Origin of the sequence: Candidatus Cybelea sp. (assembly GCA_036489315.1) — a bacterium.
Classification (GTDB): Bacteria; Vulcanimicrobiota; Vulcanimicrobiia; order Vulcanimicrobiales; family Vulcanimicrobiaceae; genus Cybelea.
Genome location: DASXFZ010000001.1, coordinates 14,623 through 34,916 on the forward strand (window position 1 = coordinate 14,623; position 20,294 = coordinate 34,916).

The 20,294-nt window shown below is 64.2% G+C and carries 24 protein-coding genes; 14 read left to right on the plus strand and 10 right to left on the minus strand.

The features are described 5' to 3' along the window. Positions 1-196: 196 nt before the first annotated feature. Positions 197-631, minus strand: coding sequence for an RpiB/LacA/LacB family sugar-phosphate isomerase (locus tag VGG51_00075; protein ID HEY1881420.1), 435 nt, complete (start codon positions 629-631; stop codon positions 197-199). Positions 632-672: 41 nt separating this feature from the next. Between VGG51_00075 and VGG51_00080 the strand changes: the two genes are divergently transcribed. The 3 genes from VGG51_00080 to VGG51_00090 are packed head-to-tail and all read left to right on the plus strand — an operon-like array spanning position 673 to position 3,040. Then, a complete protein-coding gene (locus VGG51_00080; protein HEY1881421.1) occupies positions 673-1,473 on the plus strand; it encodes a hypothetical protein in 801 nt (266 codons plus the stop codon). Continuing rightward, positions 1,467-2,390 (plus strand): MBL fold metallo-hydrolase, encoded by a 924-nt coding sequence (locus VGG51_00085; protein ID HEY1881422.1) that lies wholly within the window; start codon positions 1,467-1,469, stop codon positions 2,388-2,390. The genes VGG51_00080 and VGG51_00085 overlap by 7 nt, the downstream gene beginning before the upstream one ends. A gap of 20 nt (positions 2,391-2,410) precedes the next feature. Then, positions 2,411-3,040: a hypothetical protein gene (locus tag VGG51_00090; GenBank protein ID HEY1881423.1), complete on the plus strand. Its 630-nt coding sequence runs from the start codon at positions 2,411-2,413 to the stop codon at positions 3,038-3,040. On the opposite strand, the gene VGG51_00095 is transcribed toward VGG51_00090, so the two are convergent. After that, positions 3,023-4,006 carry an NAD(P)-dependent alcohol dehydrogenase gene (locus VGG51_00095; GenBank protein HEY1881424.1) on the minus strand — a complete coding sequence of 328 codons (984 nt, stop codon included), beginning with the start codon at positions 4,004-4,006 and terminating at the stop codon, positions 3,023-3,025. The two genes, VGG51_00090 and VGG51_00095, sit on opposite strands and share 18 nt — an antisense overlap. Positions 4,007-4,104: 98 nt before the next feature. Here VGG51_00095 and VGG51_00100 point away from each other — a divergent pair, with 98 nt between their 5' ends. Genes VGG51_00100 through VGG51_00115 form a run of 4 tightly spaced genes read left to right on the plus strand, consistent with a single transcriptional unit; the run spans position 4,105 to position 5,816 of the window. Next, positions 4,105-4,359 carry a hypothetical protein gene (locus VGG51_00100; protein ID HEY1881425.1) on the plus strand — a complete coding sequence of 85 codons (255 nt, stop codon included), beginning with the start codon at positions 4,105-4,107 and terminating at the stop codon, positions 4,357-4,359. Further along, complete coding sequence (locus tag VGG51_00105; GenBank protein ID HEY1881426.1) at positions 4,356-4,592, plus strand: BolA/IbaG family iron-sulfur metabolism protein; 237 nt, start codon at positions 4,356-4,358, stop codon at positions 4,590-4,592. The genes VGG51_00100 and VGG51_00105 overlap by 4 nt, the downstream gene beginning before the upstream one ends. Positions 4,593-4,606: 14 nt before the next feature. Further along, positions 4,607-4,966: a glutaredoxin domain-containing protein gene (locus VGG51_00110; protein HEY1881427.1), complete on the plus strand. Its 360-nt coding sequence runs from the start codon at positions 4,607-4,609 to the stop codon at positions 4,964-4,966. A gap of 4 nt (positions 4,967-4,970) precedes the next feature. Further along, on the plus strand, positions 4,971-5,816 hold the full coding sequence (locus VGG51_00115) for a sulfurtransferase (protein ID HEY1881428.1): 846 nt from the start codon (positions 4,971-4,973) through the stop codon (positions 5,814-5,816). 4 nt (positions 5,817-5,820) lie between these two features. Here VGG51_00115 and VGG51_00120 read toward each other — a convergent pair whose 3' ends face one another. Next, the gene (locus tag VGG51_00120) at positions 5,821-6,303 is read right to left on the minus strand and encodes a cupin domain-containing protein (GenBank protein ID HEY1881429.1); all 483 of its coding nucleotides are present in this window, start codon (positions 6,301-6,303) and stop codon (positions 5,821-5,823) included. A 73-nt stretch (positions 6,304-6,376) separates the two neighbouring features. On the opposite strand from VGG51_00120, the gene VGG51_00125 reads away from it, so the two are divergent. Both VGG51_00125 and VGG51_00130 read left to right on the plus strand, forming a co-directional pair. Next, on the plus strand, positions 6,377-7,345 hold the full coding sequence (locus VGG51_00125; protein ID HEY1881430.1) for a hypothetical protein: 969 nt from the start codon (positions 6,377-6,379) through the stop codon (positions 7,343-7,345). Then, complete coding sequence (locus VGG51_00130; GenBank protein HEY1881431.1) at positions 7,345-7,824, plus strand: EVE domain-containing protein; 480 nt, start codon at positions 7,345-7,347, stop codon at positions 7,822-7,824. Before VGG51_00125 ends, VGG51_00130 begins: the two co-directional genes overlap by 1 nt. Here VGG51_00130 and VGG51_00135 read toward each other — a convergent pair. Then, positions 7,821-8,930, minus strand: coding sequence for a TonB-dependent receptor (locus tag VGG51_00135; protein HEY1881432.1), 1,110 nt, complete (start codon positions 8,928-8,930; stop codon positions 7,821-7,823). The two genes, VGG51_00130 and VGG51_00135, sit on opposite strands and share 4 nt — an antisense overlap. 97 nt (positions 8,931-9,027) lie before the next feature. Next, complete coding sequence (gene ppk1, locus VGG51_00140; protein HEY1881433.1) at positions 9,028-11,133, minus strand: polyphosphate kinase 1; 2,106 nt, start codon at positions 11,131-11,133, stop codon at positions 9,028-9,030. 65 nt (positions 11,134-11,198) lie between these two features. Between ppk1 and VGG51_00145 the strand changes: the two genes are divergently transcribed. From VGG51_00145 to VGG51_00160, 4 genes are read left to right on the plus strand one after another with little or no spacing between them, the layout of a single operon-like run. Next, complete coding sequence (locus VGG51_00145) at positions 11,199-11,801, plus strand: ABC transporter permease (GenBank protein ID HEY1881434.1); 603 nt, start codon at positions 11,199-11,201, stop codon at positions 11,799-11,801. After that, complete coding sequence (locus VGG51_00150) at positions 11,798-12,694, plus strand: glycine betaine ABC transporter substrate-binding protein (protein ID HEY1881435.1); 897 nt, start codon at positions 11,798-11,800, stop codon at positions 12,692-12,694. Before VGG51_00145 ends, VGG51_00150 begins: the two co-directional genes overlap by 4 nt. Further along, positions 12,691-13,488, plus strand: a complete 798-nt coding sequence (locus tag VGG51_00155) for an ATP-binding cassette domain-containing protein (GenBank protein HEY1881436.1) — start codon at positions 12,691-12,693, stop codon at positions 13,486-13,488. Before VGG51_00150 ends, VGG51_00155 begins: the two co-directional genes overlap by 4 nt. Further along, positions 13,485-14,099 carry an ABC transporter permease gene (locus VGG51_00160; GenBank protein HEY1881437.1) on the plus strand — a complete coding sequence of 205 codons (615 nt, stop codon included), beginning with the start codon at positions 13,485-13,487 and terminating at the stop codon, positions 14,097-14,099. Before VGG51_00155 ends, VGG51_00160 begins: the two co-directional genes overlap by 4 nt. A gap of 184 nt (positions 14,100-14,283) precedes the next feature. Here the strand turns inward: VGG51_00160 and VGG51_00165 are convergent, their stop codons facing one another. The 5 genes from VGG51_00165 to VGG51_00185 form a co-directional block, all read right to left on the minus strand. After that, positions 14,284-15,963, minus strand: coding sequence for a multicopper oxidase domain-containing protein (locus VGG51_00165; GenBank protein ID HEY1881438.1), 1,680 nt, complete (start codon positions 15,961-15,963; stop codon positions 14,284-14,286). 86 nt (positions 15,964-16,049) lie between these two features. After that, positions 16,050-17,048, minus strand: a complete 999-nt coding sequence (egtD, locus tag VGG51_00170) for an L-histidine N(alpha)-methyltransferase (GenBank protein HEY1881439.1) — start codon at positions 17,046-17,048, stop codon at positions 16,050-16,052. 64 nt (positions 17,049-17,112) lie between these two features. Further along, positions 17,113-18,435, minus strand: a complete 1,323-nt coding sequence (locus tag VGG51_00175; protein ID HEY1881440.1) for an amino acid permease — start codon at positions 18,433-18,435, stop codon at positions 17,113-17,115. 97 nt (positions 18,436-18,532) lie between these two features. Beyond that, entirely contained in the window at positions 18,533-19,018 is a 486-nt protein-coding gene (locus tag VGG51_00180) for a hypothetical protein (GenBank protein HEY1881441.1), read from the minus strand. A gap of 26 nt (positions 19,019-19,044) precedes the next feature. Beyond that, positions 19,045-19,635 carry a lytic transglycosylase domain-containing protein gene (locus tag VGG51_00185; GenBank protein ID HEY1881442.1) on the minus strand — a complete coding sequence of 197 codons (591 nt, stop codon included), beginning with the start codon at positions 19,633-19,635 and terminating at the stop codon, positions 19,045-19,047. Positions 19,636-19,762: 127 nt separating this feature from the next. Here VGG51_00185 and VGG51_00190 point away from each other — a divergent pair, with 127 nt between their 5' ends. After that, complete coding sequence (locus tag VGG51_00190) at positions 19,763-20,290, plus strand: hypothetical protein (protein HEY1881443.1); 528 nt, start codon at positions 19,763-19,765, stop codon at positions 20,288-20,290. The last annotated feature ends 4 nt before the right edge of the window (positions 20,291-20,294 follow it).

Below are 20,294 nucleotides of genomic sequence, written 5' to 3' on the forward strand. Positions count from 1 at the left end.
CTTTCCGGCAAACGGCAGAAAATGAGGGGGTGGCGCGAGCGCGCCACCCCTCTGCTTTTCCTTTTCGCGTTTTGCGGACCGTTCGCGTTGTCGCGCGGGCCCTTGTGAACGATCGGAGTTCACGGCGGGCCCGCGCTCCTAGCGCCCGGCCCGCAAAACGTGAAAAGGCTCCCCTCGGTCCTATGGGTCAATGGCCCTATTGGTGGCGGAGGGTGTCGATCATTGCGCGGTAGGCTGGGTCTTGCGTGGGGCAGGCGGCAAGCCACGCGGTCAGCATCTCGCCGGCGAGCGCCGGCGGCGTGGCGCGGATGCTCAAGCAGAGGACATTAGCGTCGTTCCATTCGCGCGCGCCTTCGGCGGTCTGGGCGTCGGCACAGAGCGCCGCTCGAACGCCGGCGACCTTGTTCGCGGCAATGCTCACCCCGGTGCCGGTCCAGCAGCAGAGAACCCCAAAATCGGCTTCGCCGGCGGCGACCGCCTCGGCGACGCTGCGTCCCACCGATGGCCACGCGTCGTCTGCGCCCGGCGCCAGCGCTCCGTAGCGGCGAACGCTGTGCGCTCGCTCGCGCAGCCAACGATCGATCGCCTCCGGCAGCTCGCCGGCCATATCGCTTCCCAGTGCTACTCGCATCGAGAGGTTTTCGCCACGCGGTGACAGGACGCTACTCTTTCGTGAACGATGTGCGTTTGGCGGCTACGGTGATCCTCGCCCGTGCGCCGTTCGAGGTCTACCTAACGCGACGCAGCGCTCGCAGCGCGTTCGCTCCCGACGCGTTCGTCTTTCCAGGCGGTACGATCGAAGCGCAAGACTCTTCGGCCGCCATGCGAGAGCGGGCCGTGGGGCTGCAGGCCGAGCGCGTCAGCGAAGAGTTTCGCGCAACCGTTCCTGCGGCGCTGTCGACCAGCGAGCCGGCCGTCGATACCGACGCCGGCCGCGCGCTGCTCGTCGCCGCGGTGCGCGAGCTCTTCGAAGAAGCGGGCGTGCTCCTCGCCTGCGACGCCGCCAAGCACCCCGTCGGCGTGACGGGCGCCGATTTGGAAGCGGCTGCACGCGATCGGGTTGCGCTGCGATCGGGCGAGCTCGCGTTTTCCGAGTATCTGCGCCGCCGCGATTGGTTTGCCGACACGCGGACCCTCACGCTCTTCTCGCACTGGATTACGCCGCGCAGCGAGCCGCGCCGATATAACACGCACTTCTTCTTTGCGCTCGCGCCGCCGAACCAGGCCGCGCAAGCCGATGCCTACGAAACCCACGACGGTATTTGGATCCCCCCGCGCCTCGCTCTCGAACGCTACCGCGACAAAGAGCTGCATCTCGTCTATCCGACCATCAAACACCTCGAGCGTCTGGCGCTCTTCGATTCCCTGGGGCAAGCGCAGCGCTACGCGCGCAGCAAACCGGTTTTGACGATCATGCCGACGGACGGCGACGACGAATTTGCGATTCCGGCGGTGCTCGAAAACGCATGGTAACGCTCGTCAGCGCTCCCAATCCGTCGCCGATGACGCTCTCGGGTACCAACTCGTATTTGCTCGACTGCGGCGAAGACACGGCGCTGGTTATCGATCCGGGGCCGCCGCTGCAACGGCACGTCGATGCCCTGCTCGAAGCCGCCGCCGCGCGCAACGCGACGATTCGCCACATCGTCTTGACGCACGGTCACCCCGACCACTCGGCCGGCACCGCGAAACTCGCGGCGATGACGGGCGCGGTGATTCACGCCCATGCCGCGTGTCGAGTCGCCCATGACGTCGACCTCCCGCTCGAAGGCGAGCTCTCGGTCAACTCGCTGCGGCTGCGTACGATCGACGCACCCGGGCACACCTTCGATCACGCGATCTTCTATCTCGCCTCGGAACGCGCACTCTTTACCGGCGATACGATTCTCGGCGAAGGAACGACCGTCGTCGCTCCCCCGGGCGGGGCGATGCGCCCCTATATGAAGACACTGGCGAGGCTGGCAGACGAGTTTGCCGGCGCGCGTACGATCTACGGGGGCCACGGACCGGTCGTAGACGACGCCCCGGCAAAGATCGCCGAGTACATCGCGCACCGGAAGATGCGCGAGGAACAGATCGTCGCCGCGCTGGGGGTTGGAGCGCGCACGATTCCGGATCTCGTCCGCGCGATCTACTCGCAGCAGCGGGTCGCGCTTTGGCCGGCGATGGCGCGCCAGGTCCTCGCGCACCTTCTCGCGCTCGAAGAGGAGGGTCGCGTCACGTCTACGCCCGTACGCCGCGCGCTGCGTCCCGAAGAGTCCGAGATGCTCAATCCGAATCTCGAAGAGATCGTCGGCCCCGAGGAGGCGGCGCTTCTCGAAGCCGAGCTGGGCACGCAAATGCGTCTGGAGTCGCTCGATGAATACCGGCTCGCCGAAGGGGGCTCCTGAGGCGCTTCGAACCACGCGTCATGCCGATGCGCCCGCGCCGCTGGCTCCTCCTTACGATCGTCGTCGCGCTCGCCTCTTGCGGCCGGTCCGCCGGCCCTTTGCTTCCTCCCGGCGCCGCGCCCGCGAATCACGCCTCGTGTTACGCCGTCAAGCAAGATCCGCAGACGGTCTCCGCGACGATTACCTTCTACGGCTGGCCGGACAACTCACCGCCCGGCAATAAGATCGCCCACGGCGTCATCCACAAACGGGCGGGCGGTGACGGAACGTACTGCAATCCGACGACCTTCGCAACGGAACGCGCGAACGACAAGCAGATTCCCTACGGCATCAAGATCTACGTGCCGTTCATCAAGCAGTACTTCATTCGCGAAGACCTCTGCGCCGCGTCCGGTCCGAAGAAAGGCAGCGGCAGCAACGGCTGCAAGAAGTTGTGGTTCGATCTTTGGATCGGCGGCGACGGGAAATCCCGATCCCGGGCGGTGATCAAATGCGAACGCGAGTTAACGCCGAACGAGAAGGTCTCGGTGATACTCTATCCCAACGAGGGAATGCCGGTCGCGCACGCTGGACCGATCTATCGAGACGATCCCCCGCCCAACGGTACGTGCGACGGCGCGCCGGAAGGCTCGTCAGCCGTCGACGTTTAGTACGACTTTGCCGAACTGATTGGAGTCGAGCAAGTGCTGCGCCGCGGCCGGCGCATCCCCGAGCGGAAAGACGCAGTCGACGACGGGACGCAGACCCGCCGCGAAGAGATCGAGCATAGCTTCAAAATCCTGGGGACTTCCCATCGACGTACCGAGGATCGTTACGTGCTTCCAAAAGAGCGGGAAGAGTTTGATGCTCGCTTCGCCGTTGGTTCCTCCGTAGATAACGATGCGTCCTCCGGGCCGCACGGCCTCGAGCGCCACGCGCAGCGTCTCCCCTCCGGTCGAGTCGACGACCAGATCGATCGGGCCGGCGCGAAGCGCCTTCCGCCAGTCGGAATCGGTGCGGTAGTTGAGGCAGAGATCGGCGCCGAGCGCCTTCGCTCGTTCGAGCTTTGCGTCGCTGCTCGACGTAACGATCGTGCGCGCACCGGCGTGCTTGGCAAAGAGCAGTACGAAGGTCTGGACGCCGCCGCCGACGCCGGGTATCAGTACGGTTTCGCCGCGCGTTAAGGCGCCGCGCTTGAAGAGCGCGCGATAGGCCGTCAAACCCGCGAGCGGAATCGCCGCGGCCTCCTCCATAGAGAGGTTCGCCGGCTTGGGGTAGACGTTGGCTTTCGGTACGGCAACGTAACCCGCGAACGTTCCGTCGTGGGGCATGCCCAAGATGTTTGCCGTCTCGGGATCCCAGACGCGTGGGTCATTTCCCCACGCCAGCATCGGATCGATGACCACCTCCTCGCCGGTTTCAACGAGCTCGCCGGCACCGTCCGCTCCGAGGATCACGGGTAACGCAATCTTCGGGTAAAGACCCTGCGTGATGAAGACGTCACGGCGATTGAACGCCGCCGCCCGAACTCGAACGAGTACCTCACCGGGCGCCGGCACCGGCAGCGCAACTTCGTCGAGACGCAGGCCCTGCGGCCCCGAGATCTCGTGCAGCCGCACGGCCCGCATCCTCGTCATTCGTGCGCTCCCTTGGCATTGCAGAAAAACATGGCTTGCTCGCTTCGGCCGCAAGGGTGCCAGGCCTTCCCGGACGATTCGACGTAAAACGCTGCTGCATGAATAATCGAGCGCGGACGCTGCGCGCACTTCTCCGCGGTTTCGCGCGCGTACAAAAGAGCTTCACGATCGAAATTGGCCCGCTGCGCGCCACCGGCGTCCCGGCGATCCTGCTCGGCGTAACCGGAATCATACTCGCCGGCGGCGTAACGACGGCGCTTTCGAAGAGCGCCGACCGGCTGCCGGAAACGTTCGGCGAGGCGCGTAAATTGGCGGACAGCCTCAACGCGAACTCGCCGCGTTTGCGATCGTGATCGACTACGACGCGTTGGCGGGCCTCATCGTCGCGCGGCTTCCCGACGCGCAGGTCAACATCGAGGATCGAACCGGAACGATGGACCATTTCAACGTCACCGTACGCTCGCAGGCCTTTCGCGATCAGTCGAAGCTCGACCAGCACCGGCTCGTGCTATCCGCGCTGCGGGCGGCGCTCGACGACGGGCGCATTCATGCAGTCGAACTCAAGACCATCGTTGACGAAAGTTAAGGAGAACTCGTTTTATGCCCGAGGATTTGAAAGAGGAGATCGCGCGCGAGATTGCCGGCGCCCGCATCGTAATTTTTGGAAAAGGAACCAAGACCGCTCCGCGTTGCGGATTCACGCTCGAGACGATCGAGTTCTTCAATCGCTACGGCTATCCGTTCGAAGTAGTCGACGTCTTGGAAAATCTTCCCAAGCGCGAAGCGCTCTCGGAGCTGACCGATTGGCCGACGCTGCCGAAAGTTTTCATCAACGGAAAATTTTACGGAGATACCGACGTGCTCGAACCCATGGCGCAGAGTGGGGAGTTGAAGGCCGCGCTCGAGGAGGCCTTTGGAGCCGCGCCGCCCGAGCCCAAGCAAACGATCAATCTGCACTAGCCTCGTGGCGTTCACGACGATCGTCGCCCCGCGGGAACTCTACGAACGGCTCGGCTCAGCCGAACTGGTCGTTATCGACTGCCGTCACTCGCTCGGCGATTTTGCGCTCGGGCGGCGGCTTTACGAGGAGTCGCACATTCCCGGCGCCTTCTTCGCCGGCGTCGAGGAGGATCTCGCGGGCGAAAAAACCGGCCGCAACGGCCGCCACCCGCTCCCCGATCCGCAAGTCTTCGCGCAGTTTCTTTCCGGGCTCGGTGTCGAAGACGGCACGCAAATCGTTGCCTACGACGCGGGCGGCGACATGTTTGCCGCACGCTTGTGGTTTCTGTGCCGCTGGATCGGTCACGATTCGGTGGCGATTCTCGACGGCGGCCTCGCCGCGTGGACGAAAGCGGGCTACTCCGTAACGGCTGCGCCGTCGGTGCCCGCGCGCGAAGGCCGCGTCAGCGTGCGCTTACGCCCGGAACTCGTCGTCGACGCGCAGTACGTTCTCGCCAACCTGCACGACGAAGCGACGCAGCTGCTCGACGCGAGGGCACGCGAGCGTTTCTCCGGGGAGACCGAGCCGATCGACCCGGTCGGCGGCCACATCCCGGGAGCCCGCAACCGCTGGTTCAAAGCGAACTTCGAAGCCGACGGGTCGCTGAAATCGCCCGAAAGCCTGCGGCGCGAGTTCGCGCAGGCAGCGCTCGACGCGCAACGGACGATCCATCAGTGCGGTTCGGGCGTCTCCTCCGCGGTCAACGTGCTGGCGATGGAACACGCGGGACTCACCGGCTCACGCATCTACAACGGCTCGTGGAGCGAGTGGGTCGCCGATACCTCGCGCCCGGTCGAGACCGGCTCCTAGGCTCCTAACGTTTAACCGGAGGCGGAACGGCGTTCGGCTTCGCGATCGCTCCAGCCGGCGAAGCGTTCAGCCGCTCGAGTTCCTCGCTGCTCGGGACTTGCGGAAAATCGCGGCAACTCTCGACGAAACAGTAGAAGCCGAACGGCGTCTCGCCACGGTTGACGAACTGATGTAGTTCGTGTGGGCCGACGTAGACGACGTCATCCGCGCTAAGCTCCGTGACGTCGTTGCCGATAACGGCGTAGCCGAGGCCCGTCCGCACGACGACGTAGTGCTCGTGCTCGTGCTTCTCGAGACGCGACGCGGCTCCGGGAGCCACTTCAAAGTAGCGCAACTCCATCTTGGGTCCCGGCTCGCTTGCATCGTTCTTGCGGGTTCCGACGATCGTGTGACGAGCGACGCCCGTACGGGGCGCGTTCGGGTCGTAACCGCTGGGTTCCACACCTTCCCAACCGTGCTCGGCCGCACGGATAATTCGCTGCTGCATGGCCGCCCCCACGATAGCATAGGGGGCGCTCGGATAGCCAGGGCATACCTCACGCCCCGCGAAAGGCGCCCGTATGCTGAAGCTTCTTGAGAAGGCGCGCTGCGCGGCGTGCCTATCTGCATTTGCCGCTCTCTCCGCCTGCGCGGGAAACCAAATGCAGGCGGCTCCGGCGGTGCCCGCACAGCAGGCTTCTGCGCATCGGGCGGCTCGCGGCAGCGGCGATCTCCTCTACGTCGGCGCCCAGCGCGAAGGAACGATTTATTCGTATCCGGGCGGACGCCTCATCGGCACGTTCAGCACCGCGGCAACGATTCACGGCATGTGTTCCGACGCAACGGGCGACGTTTTCGTCGTCGCCGGCAAAAACGGCGCGGAGCCGTCGGCCGCGGGCTACGTCTACGAGTTCGCGCACGGCGGCACGTCGCCGGTCGCAACGCTGAATCTTCCGAAGCGCGAAATCCCGGTCAGCTGCTCGAGCGACCGGGGGAGCGGCGATCTCGCCGTCACTAGTTACAACAGCCGCAACTTTGCACCAATGATCGAAGTCTACGCGGGCGCGCACGGCACGCCGACGACGTTTATGAGCCGCGCGCTCGGAGCGAATCCGCAAGCCGGGTACGATGCCGGCGGCGATCTGTTCGTGACCAGCGGCGGCAATGTCGGCGTAGAACTTGTCAAGGGGAGCCGGCAACTCGCAACGATCAACCTCGATCAGACGCTCGGGGGTGTCGACCACGTTCAATGGGACGGCGCTCACTTCGCGCTGCAGTCGTTCCAAGACTCGGAGCACAATAAAGAGCGCATCTTCGAGCACATCTATCGCCTAAAGATCTCCGGAGACCGGGCGACGATTCTGGGATCGAGCCAGTTCAAGAACTGGCACGCGGGTGAGCCGGGACAATCGTGGATCGACGGTCATACGCTCGTCGCGACGCCGGGCAGCAACATCGCGCTCTGGAAGTACCCGGCGGGCGGCCAAGCCTACCTCGTTCTTCACCCTTCGCGCGTCAGCAAAGCGGTAACGATTAGCAGCGCGCCCTAATGCCGCGCTACTGGCTGTTCAAGACCGAACCGGGGGCCTATTCGTTCGAACAGCTTCGCACGGACGGCAACACGCCGTGGACGGGAGTGCGCAGCTTTCAAGCACGCAACAACATGATGGAGATGAAGCTCGGCGATCTGGGGCTCTTCTATCATTCGAGCATCGCCCAACCGGCTGCGGTCGGCATTTGCCGGGTCGTAAAAGCGGCCTACCCCGATTTCACGCAGTTCGATCGCGCCGGCGAGTACTTCGACGGACGCGCAAAGCCGGACAAGCCGATCTGGTTCATGGTCGACGTCGAGTACGAGAAAGCATTCGACCGGCCCGTCACCCTCGCCCAAATACGCGCGGAACCGCGGCTAGTGGGCATGGCCTTGCTACGCCGCGGCCAGCGCCTTTCGGTGCAGCCCGTCATGCCGCATGAATGGAACGTGGTCCTCGCCCTCGGTAAAGCCGCGCGAATCTCGGACAAGCTCTAAAGGGCGACTCCGGTGCTCGTTACCAGCACCGTCCAGGTTGCGGGTCCGAGGACGTTGCCGAGCGTCGCCGCCGTTCCGCCCCCGGCGAGCGGAATGGATACGCCCCCTCCGTAGATCGGCACGACGCCGGACCACGCGTTGAAGATGTTGTTTCCCGAGATCTGCAGCGCCAGCGAGCGCGTCACGGAGTAGCGCAGCGTAACGTACCCGTACCCAAACGGCGGCTCGTTGTACGAGTTGTTATTTCCGTAGTACGTCGTTCCGAGCAGGGCGTAGGCCCCGTTGGGAAACGCATAGGAGAGCGACGCGTTGCCTTGCGCGTACGGAATGCGCGTATTGAGCGATCCGACGGTGCTTCCAAAACCGAAAAACGGCGAGAAGGCGACCGTACCGATACCCTCGCCGTTGAGGTTCTGATTCGCGATGATGTTGAGATTCTGGTTGTATTGGCAGCGTGGGCCGGGACTGCTGCAATAGAAGTACGGCGGCAAATTATAAACGTAGCCGCGCATCAGCGAGCCGGCGAGATCGAAGCCCCAGCCAACGTGCGGTGCGCGCTGCAGCTGCAACTCGATCCCCTCAAAGCGGAAATTGCTGATGTTGGTGTTGAGCGCGTAGTAGAGCGGCGTCGCACCGGGCGCCTTCATCCCACTCTCGGAGAGGCAGGGGTACGGGGCCTGAGCGCAGGTCATGCCGCTGTAGAGCGTCTCCCCGAAGTAGTGATTGAAGAGGTTATTTTCATAGACGTCGCCGGATGCGACCGTCGCGCCGTCCTTGAACCGGTAGTCCGCACCCAGATCGTACCCGAAGGCCGTCTCCGGGAGCAGCTGCCCGCTGTTCTTCGTCAGGGTTGCGATGTTGGTCTGCTGGTCCCAAAGAGCGGTCGGCGCCGTCACCTGGCTCAACAGATCGAGGTAGGGCGGTGCGATCGCGCTGCCCGCCGCAAACCGGACGGCAAGGTCGTGCGACGGCTGCCAGACCAATCCGAGGCGCGGATCGTTGTGCGCCGTCGTCGAGCTCGCGAAGGTGACGTTGCTGCCGTCGATCGCGCAGTTCGAAAAGCCGAAGGCGAACGGACAATTCGTTGCGTACCGAACGCAACGCACCGGAGTAGCCGCTTCCGGGGCGGTACATACTCGCCGGCTACGTGCCTGCGAGTTAAGGCGTCTTTACCGCAGTCTTAACGAATTATTGGTCTGATGATTACGCGAGCGCTTGCGCTTGCGTGAGAAAGACGCGCTGCGCATCGACGGGCATCTGACCCGTGCCGGGCGTGCAGCGGCGATAGCTGCCGTCGCTTTGCAGCTCGCGGCTCTTGACGTTGTCGGAGAGCAAGACTGAGAGGATTTGCGAAGCGACCGTCTCGGCCATTACCGGGTCCAAAACCGGTACCGCCAGCTCGACGCGGCGGTCGAGGTTTCGGCCCATCCAGTCGGCGCTGGCGATGTGAACCTCCAGCTCGCCGCCGTTTTCGAAGACGAACATTCGCGAGTGCTCGAGGAAGCGTCCGACGATGCTGCGCACCCGAATGTTCTCGCTCACGCCGGCGATACCGGGCCGCAGGACGCACATTCCGCGGACGAGGAGGTCGACCGGTACCCCCGCCTGCGACGCGCGGTAGAGCGCGCGCACGACGTCGCCTTCGGTGATGGCGTTGATCTTTGCCCGGATGCCGGCGCGGCGACCCGCGCGCGCGTGCTCTGTTTCCCGGTCGATTCGCGCGATCAGCTCGCGGTGCAGCGTCACCGGCGCGACCCAAAGATCCTCGTAATCGGTAACCTTCGAAAAACCCGTGAGCGCGTTGAAGAGCTGCGCGTCGTCGGTTCCGATCTCGGGGCGGCAGGTGAAGAGGCTGAGGTCCGTGTAGAGGCGCGCCGTTTTCTCGTTGTAGTTTCCGGTTCCAAAGTGCATGTAGCGGCGCAGTCCGTCTTCGTCTTCGCGGACGACGAGCAGCGTCTTCGCGTGGACCTTCTGATTGGCAAACCCGTAGACTACATGCGCCCCGGCGCGCTCCAGGCGCTTGGCCCACTCGATGTTGTTCTCTTCGTCGAATCTCGCTTTGAGCTCGATGACGACGGCGACTTGCTTTTCGTTCTCCGCTGCGGTCAAAAGCGCTCGTACGATCGGCGAGTTCTTCCCCGACGTGCGGTACAGGGTCGCCTTGATGGCAAGAACCTTTTCGTCCTCCGCGGCCTGCTGCAAGAACTGGATCACCGGGTCGAACGACTCGTACGGATGGTGCAGAAGAACGTCGCCGTCGCGAATCTGTGCGAAGATATCCGTCACGCCGATGAGACGCTTGGGGATCGCCGGCATGAACGGCTTGTCGCGCAGGTGCGCGTAGCCGGGCAGGTTGACGATCTGCCAGAGATCGCTCAACGCCATCAGCCCTTCGATCTCGTAACAATCGACGGCTTCGAGCTCGAGCGACGTGCATAGGAAGTCTCGCATGTACTCGGGCATGCCGCGCTCGATCTCTAGGCGCACCGGTTCGCCGAAGCGGCGCCGGCGAAGTTCCGACTCGATCGCCCGGAGCAGATCGTCGGCCTCGTCCTCTTGCAAATCCAGGTCGGCGTCGCGCGTTACCCGGAAGAGATACGAATCCCGCACGTGCATTCCGGGGAAGAGCCCGTCGAGATGATGGGCGATCAAGTCTTCGAGCAGCACGAAGGTGCGTTCGCTCGAGCCCTCGACCGGCACGAATCTCGGAAGGGTCGGCGGGATCTTTACGCGCGCAAAGTGCAGCTCAACACCGTCGCTGGTGGGCTCCTCGAGCTCGACGGCTAGCGAGAGCGAGAGATTCGAGATATAGGGGAACGGGTGCCCGCTATCGACGGCCAGCGGCGTCAGCACCGGGAAGACGCTGTCGTCAAAGGTTCGCTCGAGCGCGGCCTGGGTCTCGTCGTCGAGCTCGGCGACGCGCAACAGACGGATGCCCTCACGCTCGAGTGCCGGGAGCAGGCCGTCGTTGAGCAGGTGCATCTGCTGCGGGAGCGACGAGCGCAGGCGCGCCGAGATGGCGGCGAGGTGCTCCGTGGGCGTTCGCCCGTCCTCGGAGCGGCGGACGACCTGCGCCTCGATCTGCTGCTTGATCGCGGCCACGCGAATCATAAAGAATTCGTCGAGGTTCGTACCGTAGATCGCGACGAACTTGAGGCGCTCCATCAACGGGTTGCGCGCGTCGAGGGCTTCCTCAAGGACTCGGTCATTGAACTCGAGCCACGAGAGTTCGCGGCTGATGTAAAGCGACGGGTCGTCGAGGGCGACTGTGGGAGGCGCTGGCTGGGCCGGGAGCGGTTTCGCGATCACAAGTGGTCTCTTTGCTTAGCTCTCGGGGCCGGGTTTCGCCTTCCGTTGGACAAAAAACGGCAGGGATGGCCTCGATGGACCTCGTCGCGCACGTGGGCGAGCACTTGCAGCTCGCGTTCTCCGCACTGGGCTTGGCCCTAGCGGCGGGGTTGCCGCTGGGAATTCTGGCCGCGCAAGCCTCTCGGCTGCGAGGCGCCGTCCTTTCTTTGGCCGGCATCGGACGCACGCTCCCCAGTCTCGCGGTGCTGATGCTGTTGCTGCCTTGGCTCGGCGTCGGCACCACGCCGGCGATCGTCGCGCTTGCGCTGCTCGCCATTCCGCCGATCGTCATCAGCGTGGACCTCGGGATCCGCGGCGTCTCGGCTGCCGCGCTCGACGCGGCGGCCGGTATGGGCATGACCTCGGTGCAGCGTTTCGGCCGGGTCGTCGTGCCGTTGGCGCTGCCCGTCTCATTCGTCGGCCTGCGCACCGCGACGACTGAGACGATTGCCAGCGCCACGCTGGCGACCTTCATCGGTGCCGGAGGCCTCGGCGACGAGATCGTTCGCGGTCTACAGACCGACGATGCGGCACTGCTCTTTATCGGCGCCGCACTGGTTGCCGCCCTCGCGTTGGGAGCCGATCTTCTCTTGGGCCTCCTGGGCCGGCGCTGGGCGGAGCGATGGTGAACTTCTCGCGCGGTCGCGCCATCGCGCTGCTGGCCGGGCCAGCGCTGCTCCCGTGCTGCGCGTTCGATGCTTCTCGCGTTCGCGTCGGCTCGAAGAACTTTACCGAGTCCTTTCTGATCGCAGAGATCTACGCACAGGCGCTGGAAAACGCCGGCATGCGGGTCGAGCGCATCTTCAACCTCGGTTCCACGCAGATTGCAATGGCGGCCATGCGACGCGGTAATATCGATCTCTATCCCGAGTACACCGGAACGGCGCTCATCGACGTCTTGCACCGCGCACCGATTTCAGACGCGCGCGAGGCCTACCGCGTCGTCGCGCAAGTCTTCGAGCAGCGCTACGGCATCATTTGGCTGCCGCCGTCGCCGATGAACGATTCGCAGGGGCTCGCGACGACTCGAGAGATCTCGGCGAAGCGTCATCTTCTCACGCTCTCCGACGTCGCCGCCGCTGCATCGCACCTCCGCCTCGCGACGATTCAGGAGTTCCTGGCCCGACCCGATGGATTGCCGGGCCTGCAGCGCGCTTACGGCGGCTTTCAATTCGCATCCGTGCGAACCTACGACATCGCACTGAAGTATCGAGCCCTGCTCGACGGCAACGCCGACGTCGCGAGCGCATTTACGACCGACGGGGCTATCGCCTCCGACGAGCTCGTCGTTCTGCGTGACGACAAGCACTTCTGGTCGGCCTATAACGTCGCCCCTGTCGTGCGACGCGCGGCCCTGACCGCTCGGCCCCAGATCGCCCGCGTTCTCAACGCCGTTTCGCCGGCGATCACCGACAGCGCGGCGCGCAGGATGAACGCCGAGATCGAGACCGGACAACAGGACCCGGCCGACGTCGCGGCCGCGTTTCTCAAATCGCGCCACGGCGCGGAACCGAAAACGTGACGCCGGCTTCGATCGCTTTCGACGGAGTCGTCGTCCGTTATCCAAACTCCGATCGCAACGCCGTCGACGGCGTATCGCTCGAGCTGGGCGGCGGAGAGCTCGTCGTCATCCTCGGCCCCTCGGGCTGCGGCAAGTCGACCCTCCTGCGAACGGTGAACCGCCTGGTGAGCCTCGATGCGGGCCGCGTCCTGCTCGACGGAGGGGACGTGACCGAACTCGATCCGGTGCAACTCCGCCGCAGCATCGGATACGTCATTCAAGCAATCGGACTCTTCGGGCACATGACCGTTGCGCAGAATATCGGCGTGGTTCCGTCGCTGCTGGGCTGGAAGCCCGCGGAGATCGCGCGGCGCGTCGACGAACTGCTCGAACTCGTCGGGCTCGACCCCGCGCGATACCGAGATCGGCGCCCGAGCCAGCTTTCCGGCGGCGAGGCTCAACGGATCGGCGTAGCGCGCGCGATCGCGGTCCGGCCCCGGGCGCTGCTGATGGACGAGCCTTTCGGCGCGGTAGATGTGGTGGCGCGCACCTCGCTGCAGCGCGAACTCATTCGCATCGTGCGCGAACTGACGACGACGACACTCTTCGTGACGCACGATGTCGACGAGGCGTTTCGTCTGGCCGACCGCATCGTGGTAATGCGCTCGGGCCGCATCGAGCAGGCGGCCCAGCCGCTCGAGCTCTTCGACAACCCGGCGACCGGCTACGTACGCGATCTCACGCACGCGGGCGACGACGTGTATCGCCGCTATTTCCTGCACACTCGGGATCAACTGCGAAGCTCGGCGCAATGAACTATCTCTTCTCGCACGCCGCCCGCGTGGCGGCGTTGTCGCTCGAGCACCTGGAAATCGTCGCCGTCTCGCTCGCAGCCGCGGCCGTCATTGCCGTTCCCCTGGGCTTGTGGGCTGCGCGGCGGCCACACGTCGCGCCCTGGCTGCTGGGCATACTCGGGGCTATCTATACGATTCCGAGCCTCGCGCTCTTGGCGATGCTCGTCGAACTCTTCGGCCTTGGCTTTACGCCGATCTTCGCCGCATTGGTGGTCTACGCGCAGTTCATGCTGGCGCGCAACGTCGTCGCCGGCATCAATGCCGTCGATCCGGCGCAGATCGACGCGGCACGGGGGCTCGGGATGTCGCCGTTCCAGGTACTGCTGCGAGTAGAGTTCCCGCAGGCGCTCCCCATACTCATCGGCGGCGTCCGAGTCGCCGCGATCGCCTTGATCTCTATCGCAACGCTCGGCGGTTACGTCGGGGGCGTGGGGCTCGGCGTGCTGATCTTCAACGGGCTGACCCTGCATCAGCCGCAGATGATCGTCGCCGGAAGCCTCGCCGCGTGCCTCCTGGCGATCGCCGCGGATGCCTCACTACGCTTCGTCGAACGCCGAACCGCACCAAGGTAACAACTGAGCCGCGCTCATTTCATCGGCGAGGAGCCCGGATCTTAGCAACAACGAGATCCGCGAAATAATGAATCGAGGCGCGTGCTCTAGGGCCGAGATTTCGTCGAGCTCTAGGAGCCGGGGGACGAAGTTTGCTTCGCAAACGAGGCCCCCGGCGACAACGAGATCGGCGAAATAACGGCCCTTAGATGACTTCGATCTTGGCCATCATTCCTAGATCTTCATGATCCAAGATGTGGCAATGGAAGACGAACTCGCCACGGATAACGGGATCGCGGAAATCCATCAAGAGCACGAGCGTACCGGGCGTCGCCTTCTTGCCATTGGTAATGCGATGAGGAACCACGACGCTGTCGGCCCAGTACGGATGTTCCACCTTTACGCCGTTCACGCTCTCCACCAAGAAATGGATTTGGTGAATGTGGAAATCGTGAACCTCCTGCGTAACGTTCTCAATAGTCCACTCCTCGGTCGTCCCGCTGTGCACGACGAACATCGGCTTGGAGTGGATGTTGAACGCTTTGCCGTTGATGAAAAAGCGCGGCTTCAGTATTTCGCTGAAGATCACGACGCGTTTGACCGTGGGACGCGGAAGGCCCGTGTTATAGTCGTTGGGCACCAGCGGGGCGGCGACCGCTACCGGCCCGTAGTAGCCGGCTTCTTTGTGCGGCGGCGGCACGATAGTGGCTAAGAAGATCTGACGATCCGGATCGCCGTTCGGACCGGTATTGTAACAGAGCGTGCGAAGCCGATCGCGTTTGGGCAGACCAGTCACGATGAACTCCGCGCGAGCCGCGGGCGGAATGATAAGGAAGTGGCGTTTCTGAAACTCGGGCGTGCCCGGGTAGGTATCGAGCGCAAAGCCGTCGATCGCGACGAGCGAAACGTCTTCGTCTTCCAAGTTGAGCTTCAGCGTCTTATGGCCGGTCGCATTGACGACCCGGAAGAACTGCTTCTCGCCGGGCGAGATCGTGATGAGGGGCCGGTACGCGCCGTTGAGCGTCGTCGTCAGCAGGTCTTTACTCTTGGCCGAGCACGGGGTCTTGTTGCTGCCGTCGGGATTGATCCCGTTCTTTCCGCTCATATCGGTCATGCTTTGAATCCCGAGCTTATCTAATGCGTCGTCGGGAGCATTCGACATATTCTGATCGGACATGTCGTTGTCCGACATGTCCATGCCGCCATCGTGCGGCGGGGCGTTGATGCCGACGCCGGTCGAGCGGACAATGATAACGCGCTGCTTCATCTTCGCGAGGGCGGGGATGTGCTGCTCGAGCCCGTCGATGATGATGGCGCCGGATGCGCCGCCTTCACCGACTTGGTAACTGGTCTGCCCGTGAACGTGCGGGTGGTACCAGTAGAGACCCGGCTCTTGGTTCTTCGGAACGTGCACGACGTAGTGGAGGCTTTGCCCCGGCGTCGCGAGCCGGAAAAGAACGTCGTCGGCATTACCCCGCGGAGAGACCGTCAGGCCGTGAAAGTGGAGATTGATGTCATCGTACATCTTGCCGCTGGCCGGCAGATCGTCGGTAAGGTCGACTTTAAAAGTCTCGCCGGGTTTTACCTCGATCGTGGGGATGACCCCCTGCATGCCGTCGTAGCGGAAGGTCGGCAATCCGGTCGCCGGGTTCACGTCGGCGATGAGCGAGACGTTCGCGACGCCGTGAACGGCCTTGATGACCGGCGGTTCGGGCAGTTCGTTCACGCTGTAATCCGGCGTTGCGTTCGCGCCCGGGCCGGCCTGCGGCAGCGATTGCGGCCCCGCAGCCGTTCCCGGTGGGAGCGCGCCGGTTGGTCCGCTGGCTCCGCGGCATCCGGCGATGCAGGCGCAGGCGAAAATAAAGAGCAGTAGGCGTGGTTTCATGGAAGTCCCCGTCGCAACAATGAGGTGTAACGCGCCAGGCTAGCGCGTCGGGGCGTTACTTCCAATAAACGGTTCTACAGCCTTCTTTAGTTCCTCACGAGGAGGCTGACGCTGAAGCGCTTGGCGCGGTCCCGCCAGACTGAGACCGCTCGAAAATCCGCGTCGGCCGCGAGTCGCGCTACGTCGGCCTCGGCGAATTTGTACGAAGACTCTGTGTGGATGCGCTCGCCCGCCTCAAACGCGGCGTCGAACGCGGCACCAGGTATGTGAACGAGCGTACGCTCGCGCGCTTCGAGGAAGGAGGCAACGCGGCCCTGGGCCTCCTCGTACTGCGCGACGTGCCGGAAGTTGCGCAGATCGAAGTCCCCGCCCAGCTCGCGATTGATGCGCGCGAGCAGGTTGCGATTGAAGGCAGCCGTAACGCCGGCCGGATCGTCGTAGGCGAGCTCAAGCGTCGCGGGATCCTTTTTCAGATCGGTGCCGATCAACAATCCGTCGCCGCGGCGCAGGGCGGAGCCGAGGAGCCGCAAAAGCCGCTGCGCTTCCTCGGGTTCATAGTTGCCGATGTTCGATCCCATGAACATCGCGAGCATCTTGCGGTCCGAATGCACCGCGTGCGATCCGAGCACGTCGAAATAATCTCCGGCATACGCGCGCACGCGCAATCCCGGATAACTCTCGACGAGCGCGAGGGACGAGGCGCAGATCGCCTCGGTCGAGATGTCGATCGGACTGTAGCGCAACTCTCCTTGAACGCGCAGCGCTTCGCCGATGAGCAGCCGCGTCTTCACCGCGCTTCCGCTTCCGAGTTCGAGAAAGTCGACCGGCGCATCGAGCAGCCGCACGATCTGCCACCCCCACTCGGAGAGTATCTGGGTTTCAGCGCGCGTCAGGTAGTATTCGGGCAGCCGCGTGATCGCGTCGAAGAGCGCGGAGCCGACCTCGTCATAGAAATATTTCGACGGCAGGCGCTTGGGCGATGCGCTCAAGCCCCCGGCGACGACCTCGGCAAAGGAGGGCAGCCCCTTCGCCGGGGGTACGGTGACGAGTTCGAAGCGGTCGGAGACCGCGGTTTGCAAGCTCAACTGAGCCCCCTAGTTCCCATGTAGGTGGTGCTTATAAACAAGGATCGCCCCCAGGGTTGCACTTTTAGGGCTCGACGGCCTCGAACCGCAGGCGCGAATTGTGAAATCCGTAGAGGGCGTAGACCAGGATTCCGACACCGAACCAGATCCCATAGCGCACCCAGGTCGCGACCTGCAAGCCGCTGATCAGATAGAGGCACGCCGCCGCACCCACGATCGAAAAGAGCGGCACCAGCGGTGCCCGGAAGGGCCTCGCCGCCGAGGGATTGACGATTCGTAGAACCAGTACGCCCGCGCAGACGATCGCGAATGCCGCGAGCGTGCCGATGTTGACGAGCAGCAGCAGCTGCGTCAGCGGAAGCACGGCGGCAAAGATCGCGACGATGCTTCCCGTGATTATCGTCATGCGCGCCGGCGTTCGGAAGACGTGGTGAATCTGCGCAACGGCGGGAGGCAGCATTCGATCGCGCGCCATCACGTAGAAAATGCGCACCTGTCCGAGCAGCGAGGTGAGCATCACGGTGGCGTTTCCGGCCAATCCGCCGATCGCTACGATCCAATAGAGCGCGTGGCTCTTGCTCACCGCCGCCAAGGCGTCGAGCATCGCCGCTCCGTCGGAAAGCCGGTCGAAACGCACCACGCCGACGGTACAAAGCGTCAGCGCGACGTAGAGAATACCGCCCAGCGTCAGCGCGAGGATGATGCCAATGGGCACGTTGCGCTCGGGCTGTTTTGCCTCTTCCGACGCCACCGTTACGGTATCGAAGCCGATGTAGGCAAAGAAAACCAGCGCGGTACTCGCGAGAACGCCGTGATACCCCATCGGCGCGAACGGCCGCAGGTTCGACGGGTGCACGGCGTGCGCGACCGCGACGATGAAGACAATCATCGATACGATCTGCACGATTACGAGCGCGCCGTTCACGCTCGCCGATTCTCTGATGCCGCTCGCGACCAGCATGGTCACCGCGAGCGTCACGATGCAGGCGAAGAGATCGATCTGGGGATGACTCGCGTGGACGTTCGCGGTTTGCGCCCACATGGGAAGAACGATTCCCACGTTGGCGAGCATGTGCTGGAGGTAGTCGGAGAGCGATGACGCCGTCGGCGCGAGCGACAGGCCGTACTCCAAGATCAGATCCCAGCCGATGATCCAGGCGACGATTTCGCCCATCGTTGCGTAAGCGTACGTGTAGGCGCTTCCCGCAACGGGCACCATCGACGCAAACTCCGCATAGCACAGCGCGACGCAGAGGCTGACCAGTCCCGAAAGGACGTACGCCAGGATGACGGCGGGCCCGGCGGCGTGCGCTCCGGCGCCGATCGTCGGAAAGATGCCGCCGAGCATCGTTCCGAGCCCGATTCCCGTCAGCGCGGGCCAACTCAAGACGCGCCGCAGGGGCGGCCCCGACGATTGCGGCGCAGTCCACCCGAGGGGCTGTCGCGCGAAGAGCTGTCTTAACGCACTGCGCTGCGCCAAACGATCACGGTTTCGCGCAAAGCTCTCTCAGGGATGCCATCGCCATCGGATTGGGCGGCGCGTCAACCGGCCGCACGTACATCGCGATGTACGACGTGCCGCCGACGTCGCTTAGCACGAGGTCGACGCGGTCCGAGCGCCCCTTTGAGGACGAGCCGCGGGCCTCGACGTAGGTGGCCGGCTGTCTCCCGCAGATCGTGATCGGCTGGCGCCGGACGATTGAGGCGTCCTGCAGCGTATCCTTCATGCGATCGCTCGAGAAGATGTCGTCGGGCGTCAGTCTCTTCGGCGAGCGAAAGAGCATCAGGAACTCGCCGTTGTTCGCCGGGGCGCGCCAGAACTGCATGAAGCCCAGGACCCCGGGGGAGGCTTTCCAGCCGAGCGGCGCCGCAAAGTTCAGGCCTTGAGCCGGACTGCTTTGGAACCCGCATCCGGCCGGCACGAGAGCGAGCAGCGCGACGAGGGCACAGCGTGCGGGCGAACCGATCACGACCACCTCCTATGGGCGGGTACGCTTCAACGCTGCGACGCGAATTCCGCCGGGCGCTCGTACGACAGGATCCGAGCCCAGCGCTCGTAGATCAGCGCGATGTACTCGCGCGTTTCGGGATACGGCGGTACGCCGTCATAGCGCGCGACCGCGAGCGGGCCCGCGTTGTAGGCCGCGAGTGCGAGCGCATAGCGGTCGCCCGAACGGTAGCGGTACGCGGCAACGTAGCTCCCCGCCAGCGCGGCCGCGCCGTCGATCGAGTCGAACGGATCGTACGGATCGATCCCCATCCCCGCCGCGGTCTCCGGCATGAACTGCGCGAGCCCGATCGCACCGGCCGACGAGATGGCCTGCGGATCGTATGCCGATTCCTGAAGCAGCATCGCTCCCAGAAACTCGGGGGGAAGCAGGTGCGCGCGCGCAGCGCGCGTCGTCGCTCCGGCAAACACGAGGGCGTACGCCTGCACGAGCCGCGGATTCGTTCGCAGGATCGCACGCGTAATCGCCAGCTCCGGCGCATCGACGGGCCCGCCGTCGCGCAAGAGCACCGCTCCGGCAAGCGCGTCGATGTCAGCCGGCGCCGGCCAGCTTAGTACGATATTAAGAGCACGCTGCAATCTGGGCGCTTTAGGCGTGACGCCAGTATGGTATATGGTAGGTATGGTGCATGTGCACAACACTATGACCGCCATAACGAACGAGATACTGTGAATCTGCAAAAGGCCGCCTGAGGGAAAGGAACGCATGCTCTTCATTACGGCTCTCATCGTCACGCTGGTCGTGGGAGACTTTGGTTCGACCTTCTTCTATCACGTTCCGCAGCATCTTTGGTTCACGCTTCACCTGCGCACCCACCACGACCGCCGCCGTCCTTACTTCGATCACGCCGTGCTCTCGATCGATCCGGCCGTACTGCTCGATGGATTTCTCGGTGCCGTACCCTACATCGTCGCCGCCGCCGTCGTCTGGCACCTCTCGTGGCCGGGAGCGCTTGCCGGACTCCTGCTCGGCCAGCTGCACGTCTGGTGGCGGCACACGACCGAGCTGGGATGGCGGACTCCGGGCTGGGTCCGAGGCACCCTTCGCCCGCTCTGTGTCGTGCTTCCCGAGGACCACGACGGGCACCACCGAAACCCGGATGTCGAGTTCGGCGACATCTTTCGTTTCTACGATGTGCCGGCTCGAGCGCTATTAGCTTGGCTCGCCCCAACGAGCCGGAGAGCGCGAAACGCCGGCCGGCGCACAACGAGGAGGGTTCCGGCCAGAGCCTAATCGG